The following is a 19232-nucleotide window of genomic DNA, read 5'->3' on the forward strand; positions in this document are numbered from 1 at the left end:
GATCCTCAGTTCAGGTGCGGGGCGATGATGTAGTTGCTGAAGCCGCCGTGGCGGTTCTCGATGCCGTGGATCGCGTCATTGACCTTGGACAGCGGGAAGCTCATGTTCTCGAAGACGGACAGATCCACCATGCCGTTGGCCGCCATGGCGGCCATGTCCTCTCCTTCTCCGGCGGTGAACCACACCGAACCGATCAACTGCAGTTGCTGATCCATCATGTGGTGGACGTCGATGGGCACATCCCCGGCGGTCGCCCCGATGTTCACGACCTTGCCGCCCCGGCGCAGCGCCTTCATCCCCTGGGTGAACGGTTCGTGCGGGGATCCGGGCCCCAGGGCGCTGATGTGCACGTCGACGCCACCAGGGATCTCGCGGTGGACCCATTCGTCGATGGCGCCGTCCTTGGTGGAGAACGTCGAGATGCGCTCGGGGGCCAGGGCCTGGACCCGCTCGAGCAGCTGGCGGTCACGGCCGGTGCCCAGGATCTTTGTGGCCCCCATCGCCAGGGCGTAGAGGGCCACGCCCAGGCCCAGGGTGCCGCTGATGCCGTTGATCAGCACGGTGGTGTCGGTGCCGACATCGGCCTTGCGCAGACCGGAGTAGGCGGTGCCCAGGTACCCGAAGCGGGCGGCGTGCTCGAAGCTGAGCGCATCGGGCAGCTTCACCAGCGCGTACTGCGGGGCGATCATGTACTCCGCCAGACCACCGTAGGGGTAGCGGTCCAGCATTTTGGTGGCGGTGGGGGTGAACCCGAAGTACCCGGCAAAGGCGTAGCTGGTGCAGTTGATGTGCTCCCCGCGGCGGCACGCCTTGCATCCGCCGCAGTAACGCCCGGGGTTGACGTAGACCCGGTCCCCGACAGCGAAGCCGTGGACGTCCTCCCCGACGGCGTCGATGACTCCTGCCGGGTCCAGGCCGAAGATCGCCGGCAGGGCCGGCAGCGGGTTCTGTGGGAACCAGGTGGTCCAGTTCTCCAGGATGTTTGCCAGGTTGGGGACGATATTGCAGGCGCGCACCGCCACCCGCACATCGGCCGGGCCCGGTTCGGGCAGAGGCACCTCTTCCAGGACCATGGGCTCCCCCACATGGTGCATCCGGGCTGCTGTCATCGTTGTGCTCATCGGTGTGCTCCTTCGGGATGTCTCGGCGTTGGATCAACGCCAGCCCCTTCAATATAAGAAACACTGATGTGATCGGGCCCACAGTCGCCCATCCAGTGGGAAACTGTTCGTGGGCACTTCGTATCAGAATCTCTGACAGGAGATGGGACATGGCGGGCAACAGCGCAGCCCCGGGGCAATCGGTCACCGGCAAGGCCTTCCAGATCTTGGAGGCCTTCGCCGGTGAGCGCACGGCTTTGACGATGTCCGAGATCGCCCGGGCCACCGGCCTGCCGTCCAGCACGGTGCATCGACTCATCCAGGAACTGGTCGTCTGGGGTGGTCTGGAGCGCACCACCGGTGGCCGCTACGTCGTGGGGGTGCACCTGTGGGAGATCGCCGCACGCTCGACCAGGACCTACGGGGTGCGCGAGACCGCCATGCCGTTCCTGCAGGGCCTGTGGGAGACCACGAAGGCCCACGTGCTGCTGGCAGTGCTGGAGGGTGATCAGGCCCTACTGGTGGAACGCATTGCCGGCACGCGCAACGTCCCGGAGGCCGGGCGTGCAGGGGGTCGGCTCCCGCTGCACGCCAGCTCGGCAGGCAAAATCCTGTTGGCCTACACCGACACGCAGCTTCGCCAGACCGTGCTGGAGGGGCCACTGCCGGCGTTCACGCCCAAGACGATCACGGATCCGGCCGTGCTCGCCCGAGAACTTGAACAGGTGCGCCAGCAGGGCGTGGCCACCTCCCAGGAGGAGCTCACCATCGGGTCCTACTCCTGTGCGGCTCCGGTGTTCGGCCCACCGGAGGCAGGCATCGCCGCCTTGTCGCTACTGAGCACCCCCGGTGCCCGCAATGCCGAGGAGTTGAAGGTCCTCGTGCAGATGACGGCGCGCGGGCTGACGAACGCCCTGGCCCAGCACCAGGGCCGTTCCTCGATCAGCCCTCGACTGCGACACATGGCGGCCAGGCCGGCTCCGCCCCTGGATTCCCCCTGAGCCCCTGACTCACCCTCGGGGACGGGGCGCCGGATCAGCCCCCGGTGGTGGGCCGGCCGGCCGAGAGGTTGCGCACGCACGCATCCATCGCGTCCCGCAGGCAGCGCACCTGCTCCTCCGTGAGGCCTTCGACCATGCGGTGCTCGAGCTGGTCGGCGGCCTCCTGGCTGCGCGCCAGTACCGCCTCCCCCGTCTCGGTGAGGTAGTTGCGCAGAATCCGCTGGTTGTCGGCATCGGGGTGGCGCTGCACGAATCCGTGGCGCACGAACGCGGCCACCATCACCTGCATGGACTGGGCCGTCACGAACGCGCGGCGGGCCAGCTGGGCCGAGGACAACCCTGGGCTGCGCCGCAGGATGCTCAGGGCCGCGTACTGCGGGGTGGTCAGGCCCTGCTCCTGGAGCACCGCGTCCATGTCACGTCGCACGGCGGACTCCAACCGCTTCACCAGATAGGTGACCCGGGGCTGGTCCCCCTCGGCGAGCAGCCCGGGCTCGGAGGCGGTGACAGAGGCGTGAGAGTTCATGGTTGACAGCATATCAGAGACGCTGATATCTTCCGGGATATCAGATCTTCTGATATCCAATTTGAGGCCCGCCGCCCGCGTCCCCGTCCGACTGGGACGGGCGCCAGGGGCACCTAGTTACTGGAGGACCGTCATGATTGCTGAAAACACCACCGCCCCTGAGCCGTGGGGTGACACCGTGGGTGTGGAGTTCGACGAGCACGGCATCGCCTGGGTGACCTTCAACCGCCCGGACAAGCGCAATGCGATGAACCCGACGCTGAACCGCGAGATGTACGCCACCTTGGAGTACCTCGAGACCGATGACCGCTGCGCTGTGCTGGTGCTCACCGGCACCGGGGACTCCTGGTCGGCGGGCATGGATCTGAAGGAGTACTTCCGCGAGACCGACGGCAAGCCGCGGTCGGTGCAGAACAAGGTGCGCACCGAGGGCACGAACTGGCAGTACCGCAAGCTGCTGAGCTACCCCAAGCCCACGATCGCCATGGTCAACGGGTGGTGCTTCGGCGGGGCCTTCGTTCCGCTGGTCTCCTGCGACCTGGCCATCGCCGCCGAGGACGCCACCTTCGGGCTCTCCGAGGTGAACTGGGGTGTCACCCCGGGCAACCTGGTCACCCGCGCCCTGGCCGAGACCATCCCCACCCGGGATGCGATGTACTACATCATGACCGGGGAGCACTTCGACGGCCGCCGCGCCTCCCAGATGCGCCTGGTCAACGAGGCCGTCCCGGCCGAGCAGCTGCGGGAGCGGACCGTCGCCCTGGCCAAGCAGCTCACCAGCCTCAGCCAGTGGGTGGTGCGCGGGGCGAAGATGGGTTTCCGCCACTCCCGGCTCATGTCCTGGGAGGCTGCCGAGGACTTCCTCTACGCCAAGCACGACCAGGCGATCCTCTTCGACACCGACGCCCGGGAACAGGGCATGACCCAGTTCCTCGACGACAAGACCTACCGCCCGGGTCTGGGCACCTACACCACCACCTCGGCCGAATAAGGAGACCGCCATGACTTCTGCCACCACCGACATCGTGAAGGTCCCGCTGCGGATCGCCGGGTCCGCGGCCGATCCGGCCAGCGGCCGCTACATCGACAAGACCCAACGACTCACCGGCACCACCGTGGCCTCCGTGGCCGCCGCTGACCGCACCGACGCGCAACGGGCTGCCGATGCCGCCGCCCAGGCCGCTCCGGCCTGGGCCGCCACCCCGCCGGCGCGGCGCCGCGAGATCCTCGAGACCGCCGCCGCCCTGCTGGTGGAGCGCACCGAGAGCATCGCCGCGACCATGGGCCGGGAGATGGGCGCGGCCGCTGGCTGGTGCCACTTCAACGCCATGCTGGCCGCCAACATGCTGCGTGAGGCCGCCGCCCAGGTGTACTCCACCGTCGGGCAGGTCATCCCCTCCGACGTCCCCGGGCTCACCGCCCTGGCCGTGCGCGAGCCGGTCGGGGTCGTGGTCGGCATTGCCCCGTGGAATGCCCCGCTGATCCTGGGAGTGCGCGCGATCGCGATGCCGCTGGCCTTCGGCAACACCGTGGTGCTCAAGGCCTCCGAGGAGACCCCGGCCACGCATGCGGCGATCATCGACTGCCTCATCGACGCCGGCCTGCCGGCCGGGGCGGCCAATCTCATCACCAACTCCCCCGAGGACGCCGCCGAGGTCGTCGACGCGCTCATCGCCCACCCGGCGGTGCGGGTCATCAACTTCACCGGTTCCACCAACGTGGGCCGGATCATCGCCGAGAAGGCCGGCCGGCATCTGAAGCGGGCGGTCATGGAGCTGGGCGGCAAGGCCCCCTTCGTCGTTCTGGCCGACGCCGATCTGGAAGCCGCCGCAGCGGCCGCCTCCTTCGGGGCGTTCATGAACCAGGGCCAGATCTGCATGTCCACCGAGCGGATCATCGTCGACCGCTCCGTGGCCGAGGAGTTCACCCGCCTGCTCACCGAGCGGGCATCCCAGCTGGTGGTCGGGGACCCGCAGGAGCCCACCACGCAGCTGGGGCCGCTGGTGCACGAGGGCTCCGTGGCCCACGTCTCTGCCCTGGTCCAGGATGCCGTCGACAACGGCGCCACCGTGCTCACCGGTGGTGAGGCGGACGGGTTGTTCTTCCCGGCCACAGTGCTCACCGGGGTGACCAAGGCCGCGCGGGTCTACACGGAGGAGTCCTTCGGCCCGCTGGCCCCGATCATCGAGGTCGACGGCGTCGAGGAAGCCATCGAGGTCGCCAACGACTCCGCCTACGGTCTTTCCGCGGCCCTGTTCACCGGTGACACCAGCCGGGGACTGGCCCTGGCCAAGCAGATCCAGTCCGGCATCTGCCACATCAACGGAGCCACGGTCCACGACGAGGCGCAGATGCCCTTCGGCGGGGTGAAGGCCAGCGGCTTCGGCCGCTTCGGCTCCGAGGCCTCGCTGCAGGAGTTCACCGAGCTGCGCTGGATCACCGTCTCCACCGAAGAACGCCACTACCCGATCTGATCATGGAGGCCTTCATGAGTATGGACCGCGTCCTCGATGCGGCCTCGACCGCCAGTGCAGGTCTGGGCGGCTTTCCCGGGCTGAGGTACGGGGAGCTGGTGGAGCGCCGTGCGCTGCGCCAGCCCCAGCGCACCGCCATCATCCATGACGGTGAGCACATCACCTACGAGCAGCTGCTGACCCGGATCCGGGCCGCCGCGGCGTTCCTGGCCACCCGGGGCGTGGGGGCCGGGGACCGGGTGGTCTGCTTCGCGGAGAACCGCCCCGAGGTGCTCATCGCCCTCTACGCGTGCTCGCGGATCGGGGCGGTGTTCACCCCGCTGGGCATCAGTTCCCGGGCCGGCGAGGTGCAGCACGTGCTGGAGGACCTCTCCGCTCACACGCTGCTGGTCTCTACCCGTTCCATGCCGACGGCCCTGGAGGCCGTCGGCACGGCGGACCTGCCACTGATCCAGCTGGAGGACGACGCCGAGGCGGCTCACCCGTGTCTGCCCCAGCACAGCCACGACCCGGCCCCGGAGGTAGTTCCGCACCCCGAGGCCCCGGCGTTGATCGTCTACACCTCCGGGACCTCGGGCCGACCCAAGGGGGTGGTGCTCACCCACGGCGCCCTGTTCTTCAACGGGGTCAACGTCGTGCTGGGTCTGGACGTCGTCAGCGAGGACGTCACGCTGGTGAACACCCCGTTGTCCCACATCGCGGCGTTGAACACGTTGGCGGTGGCTACCTTGCACAAGGGCGGCATCGTGGTGCTCGACAGCAAGTTCGACGCCGGGCGGTGCCTGGAGCAGATCACCCGGTACGGGGTGTCCACGATGTTCGCCGTCCCGTCCATGCTGACTCTGCTCTCCCAGCATCCCGGCTTCGCCGAAGCGGAGATCTCCAGCCTGCGCTGGATCCTCGGCGGAGGCGCCCCGATGCCCCCGGACCTGGTCGCCCAGTGGTCCACCCGCGGTGTCCCCGTGCTGGCTTCCTACGGCATGACCGAAGCCGGGCCCTCGATCAGCTTCCGCCGGCGCACCGATGCCGCCGGCAAGCCGGGCTCCTCCGGACCCCCCGCCCTGCTGACCGATGTGCGGATCCTCTCCACCGACGGAGAAGAACTGCCCGTGGGGCAGACCGGGGAGATCCGGGTCCGCGGACCGCACACCGCCTCGGCCTACTGGGCCAATGAGGCGGCCACCGAGGCCACGTTCCAGGACGGCTGGCTGGTCACCGGGGACCGGGGATACCTCGACGCCGACGGGGACCTGTGCATCACCGGGCGCAGCAAGGAGATCATCATCACCGGCGGAGAGAACGTGGACCCGGCCGAGGTCGAGCACCTCATCTCCCGCTACCCCGGGGTGCTGGAAGCCGCCGTCGTTGGACGCCCTGACCCGCTGTGGGGTGAAACCGTCACCGCGGTGGTGGTCTCCACCGCCCCGGTGGACCTGCAAGACCTGCGTGAGTTCCTGCGCCCCCACCTGGCCGGGTTCAAGCTCCCGCGGCAGCTGGAGCGCCGTGATCACCTTCCCCGCAGTGCGGTCGGGAAACTGCTCCGGAAGGAAATCCAGAACCTCCCCCCGGATCAGGAGCCCGTCTCACCCGTCCGGACACCGAAGGAGAAGCCATGACCATCGCTACCCACACCTCCGAGCGTTCCACTCCCAGCGCCCAGGAGCGTCTCTACGCCCAGTGCGACCCGCTGGACTACGAGGCCCTGCTCACCGATGCCGAGCAGGACCAGTTGCGACGGTTGCGCGCCTTCCTGGACACCGAGGCCAAGCCGTTGCTGGCCGACTACTGGGAGCGGGCAGAGTTCCCCACCCAGCTCATCCAGCCCTTCGCCGCCTTGAACCTGATCACCCCCGCGGCCCTGACCGCCGACGGGGCGGCACCGCGGTCGCTCTACGAGGGCTTCCGCAACTTCGAGCTCGCCCGCACCGACGCCTCCCTGGCCACCTACTACAACGGTCAGTCGGGGCTGTTCCGCACCACCGTCACGCGCGGGGGCAGCGAAGAGCAGATCCGTCGGTGGCTGCCGCTCATCGACTCGTTCGAGATGACCGGGGTCTTCGCCCTGACCGAGCCCGACCACGGCTCCGACATCGCCGGCGGCCTGGCGACCTCCGCCCGCCGCGAGGGGGACCGGTGGATTCTCAATGGCACGAAGCGCTGGATCGGCAGCGCCGTCTTCGCCGATTACCTGGCGGTGGCAGCTCGCGACGAGTCCGACGGCCAGGTGAAGGCCTTCCTCGTCAAGGCCGACACCCCGGGCGTTGAGCTGAGGACCATCCCGGGCAAGATGTCGCTGCGAATGGTGCAGAACTCCGACATCGAGCTGAACAACGTGGAGGTCACCGAGGACTTCCGCCTGGCCCGCATCAACTCCTTCGCCGACATCGCCGACCTGTTGCGCTCCATGCGCTCCGGGGTGGCCTGGTTCGCCGCCGGAGTCCAAGCCGGCGCCTACGAGGCGGCCCTGAAGTACGTCAGTGAGCGTCAGCAGTTCGGCCGTCCCTTGGCCGGGTTCCAGATGATCCAGGACCACCTGGTGACCATGCTCAGCAATCTCACCGCGTCCCTGGGCATGGTCGTGCGGCTCTCCCAGCAACAGGATCAGGGCGTCTACCGGGACCAGGACTCGGCCATGGCCAAAGCCTGGACCTGCTCAAGGATGCGCGAGACCGTCGCCGCGGCCCGAGAGGTCGTCGGGGGCAACGGGATTCTGGTGGAGAACGACGTCGCCCGCTTCTTCGCCGATGCCGAAGCGATCTACACCTACGAAGGCACCCGGGAGATCAACACCCTGGTCGTCGGCCGCGCCATCACCGGACGCAGCGCCTTCGCCCGCTGAGCCCACCGCCTCACCGTTGGCACCGGCAATTCTCGGAGCGACCGAAAAGTCCAGGAAAGCATGGTCGTTCACTGAACATCCCCACCCGATGGGATATGAGCCACAGCACGCTGGAAGTCGTGCAGGACCCCGACGGTCTGCAGCACGCGCACACCTGAACCTATCGCTCTGGACTCTGGTTCCGAGCTTTCGAGAAAGTGACGACGATGTCCGTCCAGACCAAGGGAACACTGCTCCAGGCCGCACTGGGTGCCATCCTGATCTCCGTCCTGCTCCTGCCCTTCCAGGCCCTGACGCCCTTCGCCCCCTACACCGGGTTGCTCCTGATCCCAGTACTGCTCTTCTTCGCCCTCCAGGCACCACCGAAAACCCTGCTGGGCATGTTCCTCAGCTTCGTCGCCGGTGTCGGTTGGGCGGGACTTTTCATGGCGGTGGCCGGGGCCCTGCCAGGCGTGCCATTGGCCCTCATGCTCGGGGTCGGGGTGACCGTGGTGATCTTCCTGATCCTGGCCGTGCACCCGATCCTGCTGGGCCGCACTCCCTTCGGGATCGTCCCGGCCGTTCTCCTCGGGTTCTTCCAGTCGCTGCTCTGGATGTCGCTGAACCCGATGCTGGGTGAGGCCGCCCCGCGCTTGAACCTGCTGTGGCTCATCGGCATCTTCGGTTACGGCTGCGCCATGACCCTGATCCTGGTGCTGGTGCAGGACAAGGTCCTCGGCGCGGTGTTCGGCGAGCAGGGGAACTCCGCCCCGACCACGGACACCCCCAGCTCCCCGGCCCCGACCACCCGCGTCCAGACCGCGACTCGGCACACGGCCGAGCCTGCTACCGAGGCCTGAGAACACCAGCCGGGCCCTGTGATCGCTCGGGGTCCGGCTGGTGCATCGGGTCGGCGTTGGGGACGCTCACCGGCCCCGCTGCTGACGGGCTGGTCCTCACGAACATGGTCGCTGTTGTCGTCAGCCGCTGGTGCCAACGGCAGGAGTCGCTCATTCTCGGCATGCGCGAATGGTTCGCGGATGGCGCCTCCTGCCATGCGCGTGGAGAAAGGTGCTGAGTATGGTCGCGGAGTTCGAGTTCGACCTGATCCGGATGCGCACCCGCGAGGGCATGGCCATCGCCCGGGCCAAGGGCTGGCTGCGGGGCAAGTAGCCGAAGCTCTTATCGCTGCAGCGGCGTCACCGGATGGTGTTGCACGCCCCGGGCGAGCTCAAGTAGGCCAAGCTGGCGGAGCTGCTCGGGGTGACCCGATCCACGATCTACCGCACCATCCAGCGTGAAACCACCAATCCGACTGACTGAGAGCTCAGAGGGCCGCCGTCGGCAGTTCCCGGATTCGCCGGTAGAGGGTAGCCCGCGACATCCCGAGGTCGCGGGCCACCTGGGTGGCCGGCTCCCCACCGTCGATCAGTCGGAGGGCATTGCGGATCTGGGAGTCGGTGAAGGTCTGCCGGCGTCCGCCGAGGTCCTTGCCGGCGGCCCTGCGTTTGGCCACCGAGTCGGTGATCCGCTCCCGTTTGATCTCCAGCTCCATCTGCGCCAGGGCCGCCATCACGGTGAAGACCATCGAACCCATCGGGGTGTCGGTATCCACGTCTCCCCCACCGAGATTGAGCACCCGCAGCCCTGCTCCTCTGCCCCGCAGCGCCTCGGCAAAGATCAGCATGTTCTGCGTCGACCGTCCCAACCGGTCCAGTGTGGTAATCACCAAGGTGTCCCCCGACTCGAGCGCTGCCACAGCTTTGTCGAAGGCCGGACGCGACGCACGCCCTCCAGACACTCCACTGTCGACGTACACGTCATCGCGCCGCACGCCGGCGGCCAAGAGGTCAGACACTTGACGGTCTGCGTCCTGCTGACGCGTCGACACCCTGGCGTACCCGATCAGCTTCCCCATGTCCGCCTCACATGTCTCGCAACCAACGTTGAGTATCCGATTCTAGGGGTACGGATAAAGCACATGGATGCGAGACACACCGGACCGCGGAATCATGCGGGAGCAAATTTTTCGGACGAGACGTCTTGCATCCCATGCCTTGAGAAACGGGAGCCGATTTCGCGCGAGGACTGACATCGGGACTGGAGGTGACCCAGCACCTCTCGGCTTGCTCGAGCAACTTCGAGACCTGAGCACTCCTGCCCCGATCTCACGCGGGGCGTCGTGTCGGCATATGAGCTGAGTTCACATTGGTAGTCGTGCCGGGATAACGGGAGCGAGCGAGGATGGCTGGAGTGTTGGTGTCCGTCGCTGGGCATCCACAGTGCAGCTTTCGGCTCGGGACCGCATGGAACTGATGCACCGACAGGTGACACGCGCGGATTCATACAGTCAGGGATGATGGCGGACACATGAGGCTTTAGTTTTTTCCGGCTGAGGCTGGTCTGCCATTCCTCTGTGGAAATGCATCGAGGTCGGCATGCCGTGCTCGTAGCGATCAAAAGAATATTGACACCATTCAGGACAGCCCACACCGCGCCCGGCGGGCAAACCCTGCATGAGGGGAGGCGACGGTCATGATCACACCACCCGGAGATCCGGGGCGCGACAGCACCGACGGGGAGGCCGGCCCGAAGGATTCCCTGGCCGAAGAGCTGCAATGGCAGCAGCAACTGGCGTTGCAGCGGGTGAGGCAACGAGAGCAGCAGCGCCTGTCCACGCAGGAGAAGCTGAGCCATCCCGAGGGCCTGGTCGAGGCCAACGACCCGGTCCGGGTGGCCCAGCGCCTGGATCGGATCACCCGCTATCTGACCGGCTGCGCCCCGAAGGAATCGCCCGCCGCGGCACCCGCTGCGGCGCTGCAGGGAAGCACTGCCCAGCGCCTGGGAGCCCCCGCCCCCGCAGAGGCCGAGTCCACCGGTGCCCAGGAAATGTTGCTGGAACGCATCATCAACACCGCGGACTTCGTCGACGTCCGCTACCTCGAGGCCGGCGTGCACGCCCAGCGCAGCGTAGGCCGGGTGAACATCCGCAACCATCGCGGGACCGTGATCGGCTACGGCACCGGGTTCCTCGTCTCCCCCTGCCTGCTGCTGACCAACCACCATGTCCTGCCCGATCCGGACACGGCGCGCACCAGCATCATCGAGTTCGACTACCAGGACGGCATCGACGGCAATCCGCTGCCCACTGCCGCCTTCTCCTTCGACCCCGACCGCTTCTTCGCCGCCGACCGCGACCTCGACTTCGCCCTGGTAGCCATCGCCGCCGACCCCGGGACACTCATCAGGTACGGCCACTGCCCCCTCACCGCCGCTCAGGGCACGGTCCTCATCGGCGAGTTCGTCACCATCGTGCAGCACCCCCGCGGGGAGAAAAAACAGATCGCCCTGCGGGAGAACAAGCTGCTCGACATCCCCGAGCTCGTCCTCCACTACGCCGCGGACACCCAACTGGGCTCCTCCGGCTCCCCGGTCTTCAACGACCAGTGGGAGGTCGTGGCCCTGCACCACGCCGGCGTTGCCACCCCCCAGCACGCACCGCAGTACCACTACCTCAACGAAGGCATCCGCATCAGCCGGATCCTCCAGTACCTGGCCGAGCTGCCGCTCACCGCCGTGCAAGCACAACTGCTCACCCAACTCACCACCACCACCCACGCCGACACCATTCCCGACGCACCCGTCGGCGCGGACACCATCTCCGCCACACCGCCACCTCCGACGCCGGCGGCCCCGCCGGGAGAGACCACCCTCGCGACGCCTCCGATCGGCGCCGCCTCCACCGACGGCGCCGTGACGGTGGAGATCCCGCTGCGCATCACCGTTCAGCTCGGCACCCCGGCGCCCGCCCCCGCCATGGTCTCCCCACCGGGCACGGCGGCGACCGAACCGCCGGCCACGGACAGTCAGGCAGTCGAGGCGATCTCCATCGACCCCGACTACAGCAACCGCGACGGCTACCGCGAGGACTTCCTGGGCGCATCCTTGCCCCTGCCGGGCAGCCAGGCCTTCGGTGATACCGCCTCCGCGGAGCTGAAGTACTACCACTTCAGTGTCGTCATGCACCGGCACCGCCGCCTGGCCCTGTTCACAGCGGTGAACATCGACGGGCGGACTGCGACCAAACCGCGACGGGACTCCGACCGCTGGATCATCGACCCCCGTCTGCCCCGCGACGAACAGACCGGCGAAGACGTCTACCGGGACAACCCCCTGGACCGCGGACACCTCGTGCGCCGACTCGACCCCGCTTGGGGGCCGATGGCCAAGGCCGCCAACGACGACACCTTCCACTTCACCAACGCCACCCCGCAGCATCACGATTTCAACGCCGACCAAACCCTCTGGCTCGGCTTGGAGGACTACATCCTCCACAACACCGACAACCACGACCTCACCGTCAGCGTCGTCACCGGCCCCGTCCTCCACGAGGAGGACCCCCAGTACCGCGGCGTGGCCCTCCCCCGACAGTTCTTCAAACTCGTCGCCATGGTCGCCACCACGAACACCCTTGTCGTCACCGCCTACCTGCTCAGCCAGGAAGCCCTGCTGGACGAGTTCGCCACCGCCCCCGAAGAGTTCTCCTTCGGCGCCTACCGCACCTATCAAGTACCGGCCCGACGCATCGCCGAGCTGACCACCCTCGACCTGCACCCCTACATCGCAGCCGATCCCCTCGAGCGACTCGAAGTCACCGCTCTGCCACGCATGATCCTCCGACCCGAAGACATCTTCCTCGGCATCTGACCATCCGCCGATGCCTCGCAACCGGACCGTTTTCCGTCCTCTGGCTCGGGTCGCTCTCGCGCACTGGTTCTTCGGCCCTGTGGAGGGGACGTCACGGCCTCCGCGTCCGGGCGGTCACACGGTGAACGCCATGGCGACCAGAGTGCCCGCCAGCAGCAGCAGCAGTCCGGTCGCCGCGGGGATGGAGCGTTGCTGGACGCGTTCCGCACCGAGGCGGTCGTACACCCGCTGCAGCGGGGCCGTGATCCGTCCGCGCCACGCCAGGCCGGCGATGAGCAGCACCGGGCACGGCAGGCAGTGCACGAGGGCATAGAGGGCCAGTACGGCGACGCCGGCACCTGGCCGCGACCCTGGCCGCGGCCCTGCTCCGCCCCGACGAGATGCAGAACTTCACCGTGAGGACGCCTCCGGCGTGACCTGGCCTCCCATCCCCGTCCAGTATCCGGCTCGACGGCGGCGACCGGCCCAGTTGGCACCGGCTCCGGCCGGCGCGGTCGGAGCCGGCGGGAGAGGGTGGTGCGGGTGATCCCGGACGTCTGGTCCACAGGGATCCGCTCGGACGTGGGCGCCGCGGCTCGTGGTCGAATTGTCGGGCGGCCCCGATCGGACCGTGGAGCCATCCTCGACCCACGGAGTCACGATGACCACTGCACCCTTGGATCACGCCACTGACGTCCTCGTGATCGGCGGCGGCAATGCCGGGATCTCCCTGGCCGCACGACTGCGCCGCAAGGGCATCACGGACATCGTGATCGCGGAGCCGAAGTCCACGCACCACTACCGGCCGATGCTCTCCTACGTGGGCGCCGGACTGAAGAGCGTGCCGCAGATGTCCCGGGCCCAGCACCGCGTGATGCCCCGCGGCGTGCGCTGGGTCCAGGACCATGTCCAGGCACTGGATCCGGCGGCACGGATGGCCACACTGTCCTCCGGCGAGCACATCGGCTACCGGCACGTCGTGATCTGCGCGGGGTCCACCCCGGACTGGGACCGTGTCCCCGGCAGTGCCGAGGCGATGGCCGGCCCGCACGCCTCAACCAACTACACCGTGGAGCTGGCCCCCAAGACCTGGGAGCTGATCCGCGGGCTGCGCCGCGGCCGGGCGCTGTTCACGATCCCGGACGGCCCGGCGCCCACGCCGCAGATCGGACAGAAGATCCTCTACCTGGCCTGCGACTACTGGCAGCGCCAAGGTGTCCTGCAGGACATCGAGGTGACCCTGCTGACGCCCACCGCCACCGTGTTCGGCCAGCCGGACGTGAACCGGGTGCTGCAGCCCTGGGTCCGGCGCTACGGCATCACGGTCCTGACGAGCGCCCACGTGCAGTCGATCGACGCCGGCTCCCGCCGGCTGCGGGCCACGGTCGACGGGACGCCGCGGGACCTGTCCTACGACCTGCTGCACCACAGCCCCGTCCACCGGGCCCCGGCCTGGATCGCCGCCGCGGGACTGGGCGTCGCGCCGGGCCCGGGCACCGCTTGGGCCGGCTACGCGGACGTGGATGCACAGACCCTGCGCCACCGCCGTGTGCCCACCGTGTGGGCCTGCGGGGACGCGGCCGCGCTGGAGACCGCCTCGTCCGGCGGGGCACTGCGCCACCAGACGAAGATCCTCACCGAGAACCTCCTGGCCACCCGTGACGGCCGGGAGCCCACGGCCTCCTACGACGGGTACACCGTGACCCCCGTGACGGTGCAGCGGGGCCGGGCCGTGCTGGCCGAGTTCGACCGGGACAACGAACTGGCGCCCAGCATCCCCGGCGTGCCGCTGCTGGCTCCGAACCGCGCCTCCTGGTTCTTCGACCTCGAGGTCCTCCCCCGGGACTACTGGAACGTGATCCTCCGGGGCTTCTAGCTAGCGGACCATGTGTGCACACATCCGTGGCGCCTCGTTCCCCGCTCCGATGGCACCTGATGGCCCGCGCCCCCAGTCGTCGCAGCATGAGCCGAGAGAAATGTGGGTCGGACATCGGGAAACCCCGAGGAGCACAATTCATGCATCTGCACGGAATGGTGCGCTGCGATATTACTGTCTGGTACTTTTCGGGTGGCACCGGCCCCCACGCCGGTGCAGCGACCCCCAATGATCCGTTCCCCGGCGGTCGGGGGCCGCCTTCTGCGCCTCGGCGCGGCGAAGCGCTCCTGCCCTCTCCCGGGCAGGAGCGCTTCGTTCCGAGGAACCGGGACGCCGGACGACGCCGGGACCCGTCGAGCGGTGCGCCCCGACGGCTCAGGCGGTCACCGGCGGTAGGAGGCCCCGCGGTGGTCGTCGGCCAGCCTCGGCCCGGCGCCGGCCAGGGCCTCGCGCAGCGTTCTGCCGGCGGGGAGGGCCCCGGGCTCCGGCAGCAGGCCGCGGCGCCGCAGCTCCGGCGACACCATCGTGCTGAACCGCTCCAGGTCCGCCGGCCGCACGGCCGCCGAGATGTTGAAGCCGTCCACGCCGGCCTCCTCCCGCCAGCGCTCGAGCTCGTCCGCCACGGTGCCGGGGGCCCCGGCGATGACGGGCCCGCGGCCGCCGATGGCCACGAACTCAGCCAGGTCCCGCACCGTCCAGGTCCGGTCCGGGGACAGCGAGGTGAACGCCGCGAGCGCGGACTGGTTGGCGTCGGTGGCCACGTACTCGAGCGGCGCATCGGGGTCCGCCCCGGCCAGGTCGACGCCGGTCCAGCCGCCGAACAGGGACAGCGCTCCCTCGATGTCCACGTGCCGGTGGTATCCGTCGAGCCTGGCGTGGGCCTCGTCGTCGGTCTCGGCGACCACCACGGTGGCCATGGCGAAGGTCTTCACGGCGTCCTCGGCCCGTCCCTGCGCGGCCAGTTCGGCCCGGACGCCGTCGGTCCACCGGCGCACGAGCTGCGGGGTGTTGCCGATGAAGAAGATGGCTTCGGCGTGGTCCACGGCGAACTGCTGTCCGCGCTTCGAGGCGCCGGCCTGGAACAGGAACGGGGTGCCCTGGGGTCCGGGGTGGGTCAGCGCCTGGCCGGGCACGGAGAACCAGGTGCCCTCGTGGCCGATGGGGTGCACGAGCTCCGGGTCCACGAAGACCCCGGCGCCGGCGTCGGCCTTCACCGCCCCGGGCTCGAAGGAGCCCTCGAGGAGCTTGTACATGACCTCCATGTACTCGTCGGCGCGGTCGTAGCGCTCGTCGTGCGGGATCTGCCGGTCCATGCCCAGGTTCCGGGCCGCGGAGTCCTGGTAGGAGGTCACCACGTTCCACGCCACCCGGCCGCGGGTGAAGTGGTCGAGGGTCGCGAAGGTGCGGGCCAGCAGGTAGGGGGCCTCGTAGGTCACCGAGGCGGTCACCCCGAAGCCGAGCTGCTCGGTGGCCGCGGCCATCGCCGGCACCGCGACGAGCGGGTCGAGCACCGGGTACTGCACTCCCCCGCGGGCCGTGGCCTCGGCCCCGCCCCCGTACACGTCGTAGACGCCGGGAACGTCCGCGAGGAACAGCGCGGTGAAGCCGCCCTCCTCGAGGGTGCGGGCCAGGGACGTCCAGTACTCGAGCGTGTCGAAGCCGGCGACCCCGGCCTCCGGGTGGCGCCACAGTCCCGGTGACTGGTGCACGGGCACCATCATGTCGAAGGCGTTCAGCAGCAGGGGGCGGCTCATACGGTGGTCCTCTCGGGGGTGGTCCGGGTGGCGCTCGCGGCGGCGGGGGTCGCGAGGGCCGGGGCGGCCGCGGTCCGGCCGGCGTGCAGATCGGTGAGTTCGGTGCCGCGCTGGTCCCGGGCGGGATCCTTCGCGGCCAGGGCGGCGACGACGGAGAGCACGGCCAGCACGGAGAGGTAGCCGGCGATCAGCCACGGGGTGTCCCCGCCGGCGGCGAAGAGCAGAGCGGCGATCATCGGCATCAGCCCGCCGCCCAGGACGGTGCCGACCTGGTAGCCGAAGCTCACGCCCGAGTACCGCACGTGCACGGGGAACTGCTCGGCGAACCAGGCCGCCTGCGGTCCGTAGATCGCGTCGTGGACGAGGTTGATGCCGAGGATCACCACGAGCGGCAGCAGGGCGAGCGGGCCGGCCTCGAGGAAGGCGAACAGCACCCAGCCGAAGACGCCGATCGCCGCGTAGGCGGTCACCGAGACGACCTTCCGGCCCACCCGGTCGGAGAGCCAGGCCCAGAACGGGGTGGAGAACAGGCCGATGGCCGAGGCGATCATCACCGCGGTCACGCCCGCGGCGCTGTCCCCGCGCACGTCCCGCAGGTAGGTCAGCATGTAGACCGTCACCAGGTAGTAGACGGCGTTCTGGGCCAGGCGCAGGCCGATCGTCACCAGCACCGGGCGGCGGTGGTGGACCAGCAGCTCCCGCAGGGGGGCCTTGGCCACGTTCCCCGAGGCCCGGTGCTCCAGGAACTCCGGGGCGTCGGCCACGCCGAGGCGGATCCACAGGCCCACCGCCACGAGCAGGGCCGAGAGCAGGAAGGGGATGCGCCAGCCGTAGGCGGCGAACTGCTCCTCGCTCATGACGTTCTGCACGATGAAGAACGCGCCGGTGGCCAGCAGCATGCCGGCGGAGGAGCCGATCTGGGTGAAGGACCCGAAGAACCCGCGGTGCCGGGCCGGTGAGTGCTCCACGCTCAGCAGCGCGGAGCCGCCCCACTCGGCACCCGCGGACAGGCCCTGGAGGATGCGCAGGACCACGAGCCCGACGACGGCCCACCAGCCGATCACCTCGTAGGTGGGCAGCAGGCCGATCAGGGTGGAGGCCACGCCCATGAGCAGCAGGGAGGCCACCAGCAGGGCCTTGCGGCCGATCCGGTCCCCCAGGTGCCCGGCGATGATCCCGCCCAGGGGCCGGGCGATCACCCCGACCGCGAGCGTGGCGAAGGACGCCACGATGCCGCCGAGCTCGGTGGCCATGGGGAAGAACTGGACGTTGAAGACGAGTGCGGCGGCGGTGCCGTAGAGGTAGAAGTCGTACCACTCGATGGTGGTCCCGGCGAAGGCCGAGGCCAGGACGCGCTTCTTGCCGTGGACGATGCTGCTGCGGCCCGGGGCGGCCGTGGTCGTGGTGCTCATGCGTCAGGCTCCTGGGGTTCGGTCGGCGTCGGTCGTGCCGTCGGTCGCGGGGTCGGTCGTGGCGCCGGTCCTCGCGTCGCCGATGGCGTTCAGGCCCTCCGGCAGGGTGCCGTTGATGAGGTAGTCGCCGAGGGCTCGGGCGCGGAAGGCGATCGGGTTGTGGGTGGCCACGGTCTGGGCGTTGCGCCAGTGCCGGTCCAGGCCCTTGGCCGTGGACGTGGCGGAGGCGCCCACGGTGAGGAACAGGTCCTGGGCCGCGCCGAGCGCCAGCTCCGGCACGGTGACCTGGGCGTGCTCCACGGCGATCTCGGACTCGTGCAGCGCCGCCGGGAGGGCCCCGGTGAACTCCGGCCGGTCGGCGCCGGCCGCTGCGGCGGCGGCGATCCCGGCGTCCAGGGCGCGGGCGGCGTGCAGGACGGTGGCCTCGGCGGCGAAGGCCTTGGCGGAGATCCGTCCGGTGGCCTCCTGGATCAGCGGGTCGTCGCGGAACGGCAGGCCGAGCCCGGTGTTGAAGGTCCGCCGGCGTCCGGCGATGGTCTCCACCGCGTCCCTCCGGGCCGCCCGCGCGATGCCGGCCAGCACGGCCAGCAGCACGATCTGGAAGAAGGCGGCCTCGTGGACGGCCTCCGCGCTGCCGGCGGTGCGGTCCAGCACGGCGTCCTCCGGGACACGCACCCGGTCGAAGACCGCGGTGCCGGTGCCGGTGAGCTTCTGCCCGAAGCCGTCCCAGTCGTCCTCGAGCGTCACACCCTCGGCGTCCGTGGCGACGACGGCGAAGCGCCGCCCGTCGCGGCCGTCCAGGGCGGCCGAGACGCGGGTGTAGTCGCAGAAGACGGAGCCGGTGGCGTAGAACTTCCGGCCGGTGAGCTCCCAGCCCTCGGGGGTCCGGCTCAGCACGGTGTTCAGGGTGCCCAGCGCGTTGCCGCCCTTCTCCGTGGAGGCGTTGCCGACGGTGGCCCCGGCCAGCACCCGCGGGTACCAGACCTCCTGGAGCTCGCGGGGCAGGAAGCGCAGGGACTCCACGAAGCCGTGGTGGGAGCGGTAGAGGTGGGCGATGTTGGAGTCGGCCTCGGCCAGGTCGACCAGCAGCCGGGTGAAGTCCTCGAGGCTGACCCCGGGGCCGCCGTGGGCCGCCGGGACGCGCAGGGCGCCGAACCCGGCCCGGTCCAGCCGGCCGACCTCCGCGTAGGGCAGCGCGCGCCGGAGGTCCCGGTCCAGGGCGCCGGCGGCGATCTCCGCGAACAGCGGCCGGAAGTGCTCCCGCAGCCCGGAGTAGTCCCCGGGCAGGCCGGCGGCGAGGTCCGTGCCGGCGCGGGGATGGGCGGTGGTCTCCTCGACCGTGCTCGGGGTCATGCGGTGGTCCTCTCGGTCGCACCGAGGATTGCCGGTCGGCCGGTCGCGCCGGGGGCGGGCCCGGTGGCGTCAGCGCCGGAGGCTGACGTCACGGACCGACTGCAGATCCGGGATCTCCATCGGTTCTGGCATTAGCACCCTGACCCCGGTGGAGGGCGGGTTGCTGCGGCGTCGTCGAGCCAGATCTCTCAGCCGCTCTGAATGGGGCGCTTGCCATGGCATCAGACCGCCC

15 protein-coding genes, 1 pseudogene and 1 riboswitch are annotated in these 19232 nt (G+C 69.5%); of the genes and pseudogenes, 9 read left to right on the forward strand and 7 right to left on the reverse strand.

The genetic code is table 11. The annotated features are described in order from the left end of the window. Nucleotides 1-5: 5 nt before the first annotated feature. Nucleotides 6-1121 carry an alcohol dehydrogenase catalytic domain-containing protein gene (locus RF644_RS03055; protein WP_368795326.1) on the reverse strand — a complete coding sequence of 372 codons (1116 nt, stop codon included), beginning with the start codon at nucleotides 1119-1121 and terminating at the stop codon, nucleotides 6-8. A gap of 149 nt (nucleotides 1122-1270) precedes the next feature. Here RF644_RS03055 and RF644_RS03060 point away from each other — a divergent pair, with 149 nt between their 5' ends. Beyond that, nucleotides 1271-2101 carry an IclR family transcriptional regulator gene (locus RF644_RS03060; RefSeq protein ID WP_368795327.1) on the forward strand — a complete coding sequence of 277 codons (831 nt, stop codon included), beginning with the start codon at nucleotides 1271-1273 and terminating at the stop codon, nucleotides 2099-2101. 34 nt (nucleotides 2102-2135) lie between these two features. Here the strand turns inward: RF644_RS03060 and RF644_RS03065 are convergent, their stop codons facing one another. Further along, nucleotides 2136-2627: a MarR family winged helix-turn-helix transcriptional regulator gene (locus RF644_RS03065; protein WP_368795328.1), complete on the reverse strand. Its 492-nt coding sequence runs from the start codon at nucleotides 2625-2627 to the stop codon at nucleotides 2136-2138. 133 nt (nucleotides 2628-2760) lie between these two features. Between RF644_RS03065 and RF644_RS03070 the strand changes: the two genes are divergently transcribed. From RF644_RS03070 to RF644_RS03095, 6 genes and pseudogenes are all read left to right on the forward strand, one after another. Then, the gene (locus RF644_RS03070) at nucleotides 2761-3618 is read left to right on the forward strand and encodes a p-hydroxycinnamoyl CoA hydratase/lyase (protein WP_368795329.1); all 858 of its coding nucleotides are present in this window, start codon (nucleotides 2761-2763) and stop codon (nucleotides 3616-3618) included. 10 nt (nucleotides 3619-3628) lie between these two features. Next, on the forward strand, nucleotides 3629-5101 hold the full coding sequence (locus tag RF644_RS03075; RefSeq protein WP_368795330.1) for an aldehyde dehydrogenase: 1473 nt from the start codon (nucleotides 3629-3631) through the stop codon (nucleotides 5099-5101). Nucleotides 5102-5115: 14 nt separating this feature from the next. After that, nucleotides 5116-6717 carry a class I adenylate-forming enzyme family protein gene (locus RF644_RS03080; protein ID WP_368795332.1) on the forward strand — a complete coding sequence of 534 codons (1602 nt, stop codon included), beginning with the start codon at nucleotides 5116-5118 and terminating at the stop codon, nucleotides 6715-6717. Beyond that, complete coding sequence (locus RF644_RS03085; protein WP_368795333.1) at nucleotides 6714-7940, forward strand: acyl-CoA dehydrogenase family protein; 1227 nt, start codon at nucleotides 6714-6716, stop codon at nucleotides 7938-7940. The genes RF644_RS03080 and RF644_RS03085 overlap by 4 nt, the downstream gene beginning before the upstream one ends. Nucleotides 7941-8146: 206 nt before the next feature. Continuing rightward, nucleotides 8147-8779: a hypothetical protein gene (locus RF644_RS03090; RefSeq protein WP_368795334.1), complete on the forward strand. Its 633-nt coding sequence runs from the start codon at nucleotides 8147-8149 to the stop codon at nucleotides 8777-8779. Between the two features lie 211 nt (nucleotides 8780-8990). Beyond that, nucleotides 8991-9242 (forward strand): annotated as a pseudogene (locus tag RF644_RS03095) (helix-turn-helix domain-containing protein); the annotation flags it as partial. 4 nt (nucleotides 9243-9246) lie between these two features. On the opposite strand, the gene RF644_RS03100 reads toward RF644_RS03095, so the two are convergent. After that, nucleotides 9247-9837: a recombinase family protein gene (locus RF644_RS03100; protein ID WP_368795335.1), complete on the reverse strand. Its 591-nt coding sequence runs from the start codon at nucleotides 9835-9837 to the stop codon at nucleotides 9247-9249. A gap of 617 nt (nucleotides 9838-10454) precedes the next feature. Here RF644_RS03100 and RF644_RS03105 point away from each other — a divergent pair. Continuing rightward, nucleotides 10455-12626 (forward strand): DNA/RNA non-specific endonuclease, encoded by a 2172-nt coding sequence (locus tag RF644_RS03105; RefSeq protein WP_368795336.1) that lies wholly within the window; start codon nucleotides 10455-10457, stop codon nucleotides 12624-12626. Nucleotides 12627-12740: 114 nt separating this feature from the next. Here RF644_RS03105 and RF644_RS03110 read toward each other — a convergent pair whose 3' ends face one another. Continuing rightward, nucleotides 12741-12929 carry a hypothetical protein gene (locus RF644_RS03110; protein WP_368795337.1) on the reverse strand — a complete coding sequence of 63 codons (189 nt, stop codon included), beginning with the start codon at nucleotides 12927-12929 and terminating at the stop codon, nucleotides 12741-12743. A 337-nt stretch (nucleotides 12930-13266) separates the two neighbouring features. On the opposite strand from RF644_RS03110, the gene RF644_RS03115 reads away from it, so the two are divergent. Further along, a complete protein-coding gene (locus tag RF644_RS03115) occupies nucleotides 13267-14481 on the forward strand; it encodes an NAD(P)/FAD-dependent oxidoreductase (protein ID WP_368795338.1) in 1215 nt (404 codons plus the stop codon). 383 nt (nucleotides 14482-14864) lie between these two features. Here RF644_RS03115 and RF644_RS03120 read toward each other — a convergent pair whose 3' ends face one another. Genes RF644_RS03120 through RF644_RS03130 form a run of 3 tightly spaced genes read right to left on the reverse strand, consistent with a single transcriptional unit; the run spans nucleotide 14865 to nucleotide 19000 of the window. Further along, entirely contained in the window at nucleotides 14865-16235 is a 1371-nt protein-coding gene (locus tag RF644_RS03120; protein ID WP_368795340.1) for an LLM class flavin-dependent oxidoreductase, read from the reverse strand. Then, nucleotides 16232-17647 carry an MFS transporter gene (locus RF644_RS03125; protein ID WP_176337185.1) on the reverse strand — a complete coding sequence of 472 codons (1416 nt, stop codon included), beginning with the start codon at nucleotides 17645-17647 and terminating at the stop codon, nucleotides 16232-16234. The genes RF644_RS03120 and RF644_RS03125 overlap by 4 nt, the downstream gene beginning before the upstream one ends. A gap of 3 nt (nucleotides 17648-17650) precedes the next feature. Next, nucleotides 17651-19000, reverse strand: coding sequence for an acyl-CoA dehydrogenase family protein (locus RF644_RS03130; RefSeq protein ID WP_368795341.1), 1350 nt, complete (start codon nucleotides 18998-19000; stop codon nucleotides 17651-17653). Between the two features lie 113 nt (nucleotides 19001-19113). Then, a riboswitch (SAM riboswitch) is annotated at nucleotides 19114-19208 on the reverse strand. Between the last annotated feature and the right edge of the window lie 24 nt (nucleotides 19209-19232).

Source organism: Kocuria sp. CPCC 205258, from assembly GCF_040981005.1.
Taxonomy (GTDB): domain Bacteria; phylum Actinomycetota; class Actinomycetes; order Actinomycetales; family Micrococcaceae; genus Kocuria; species Kocuria rosea.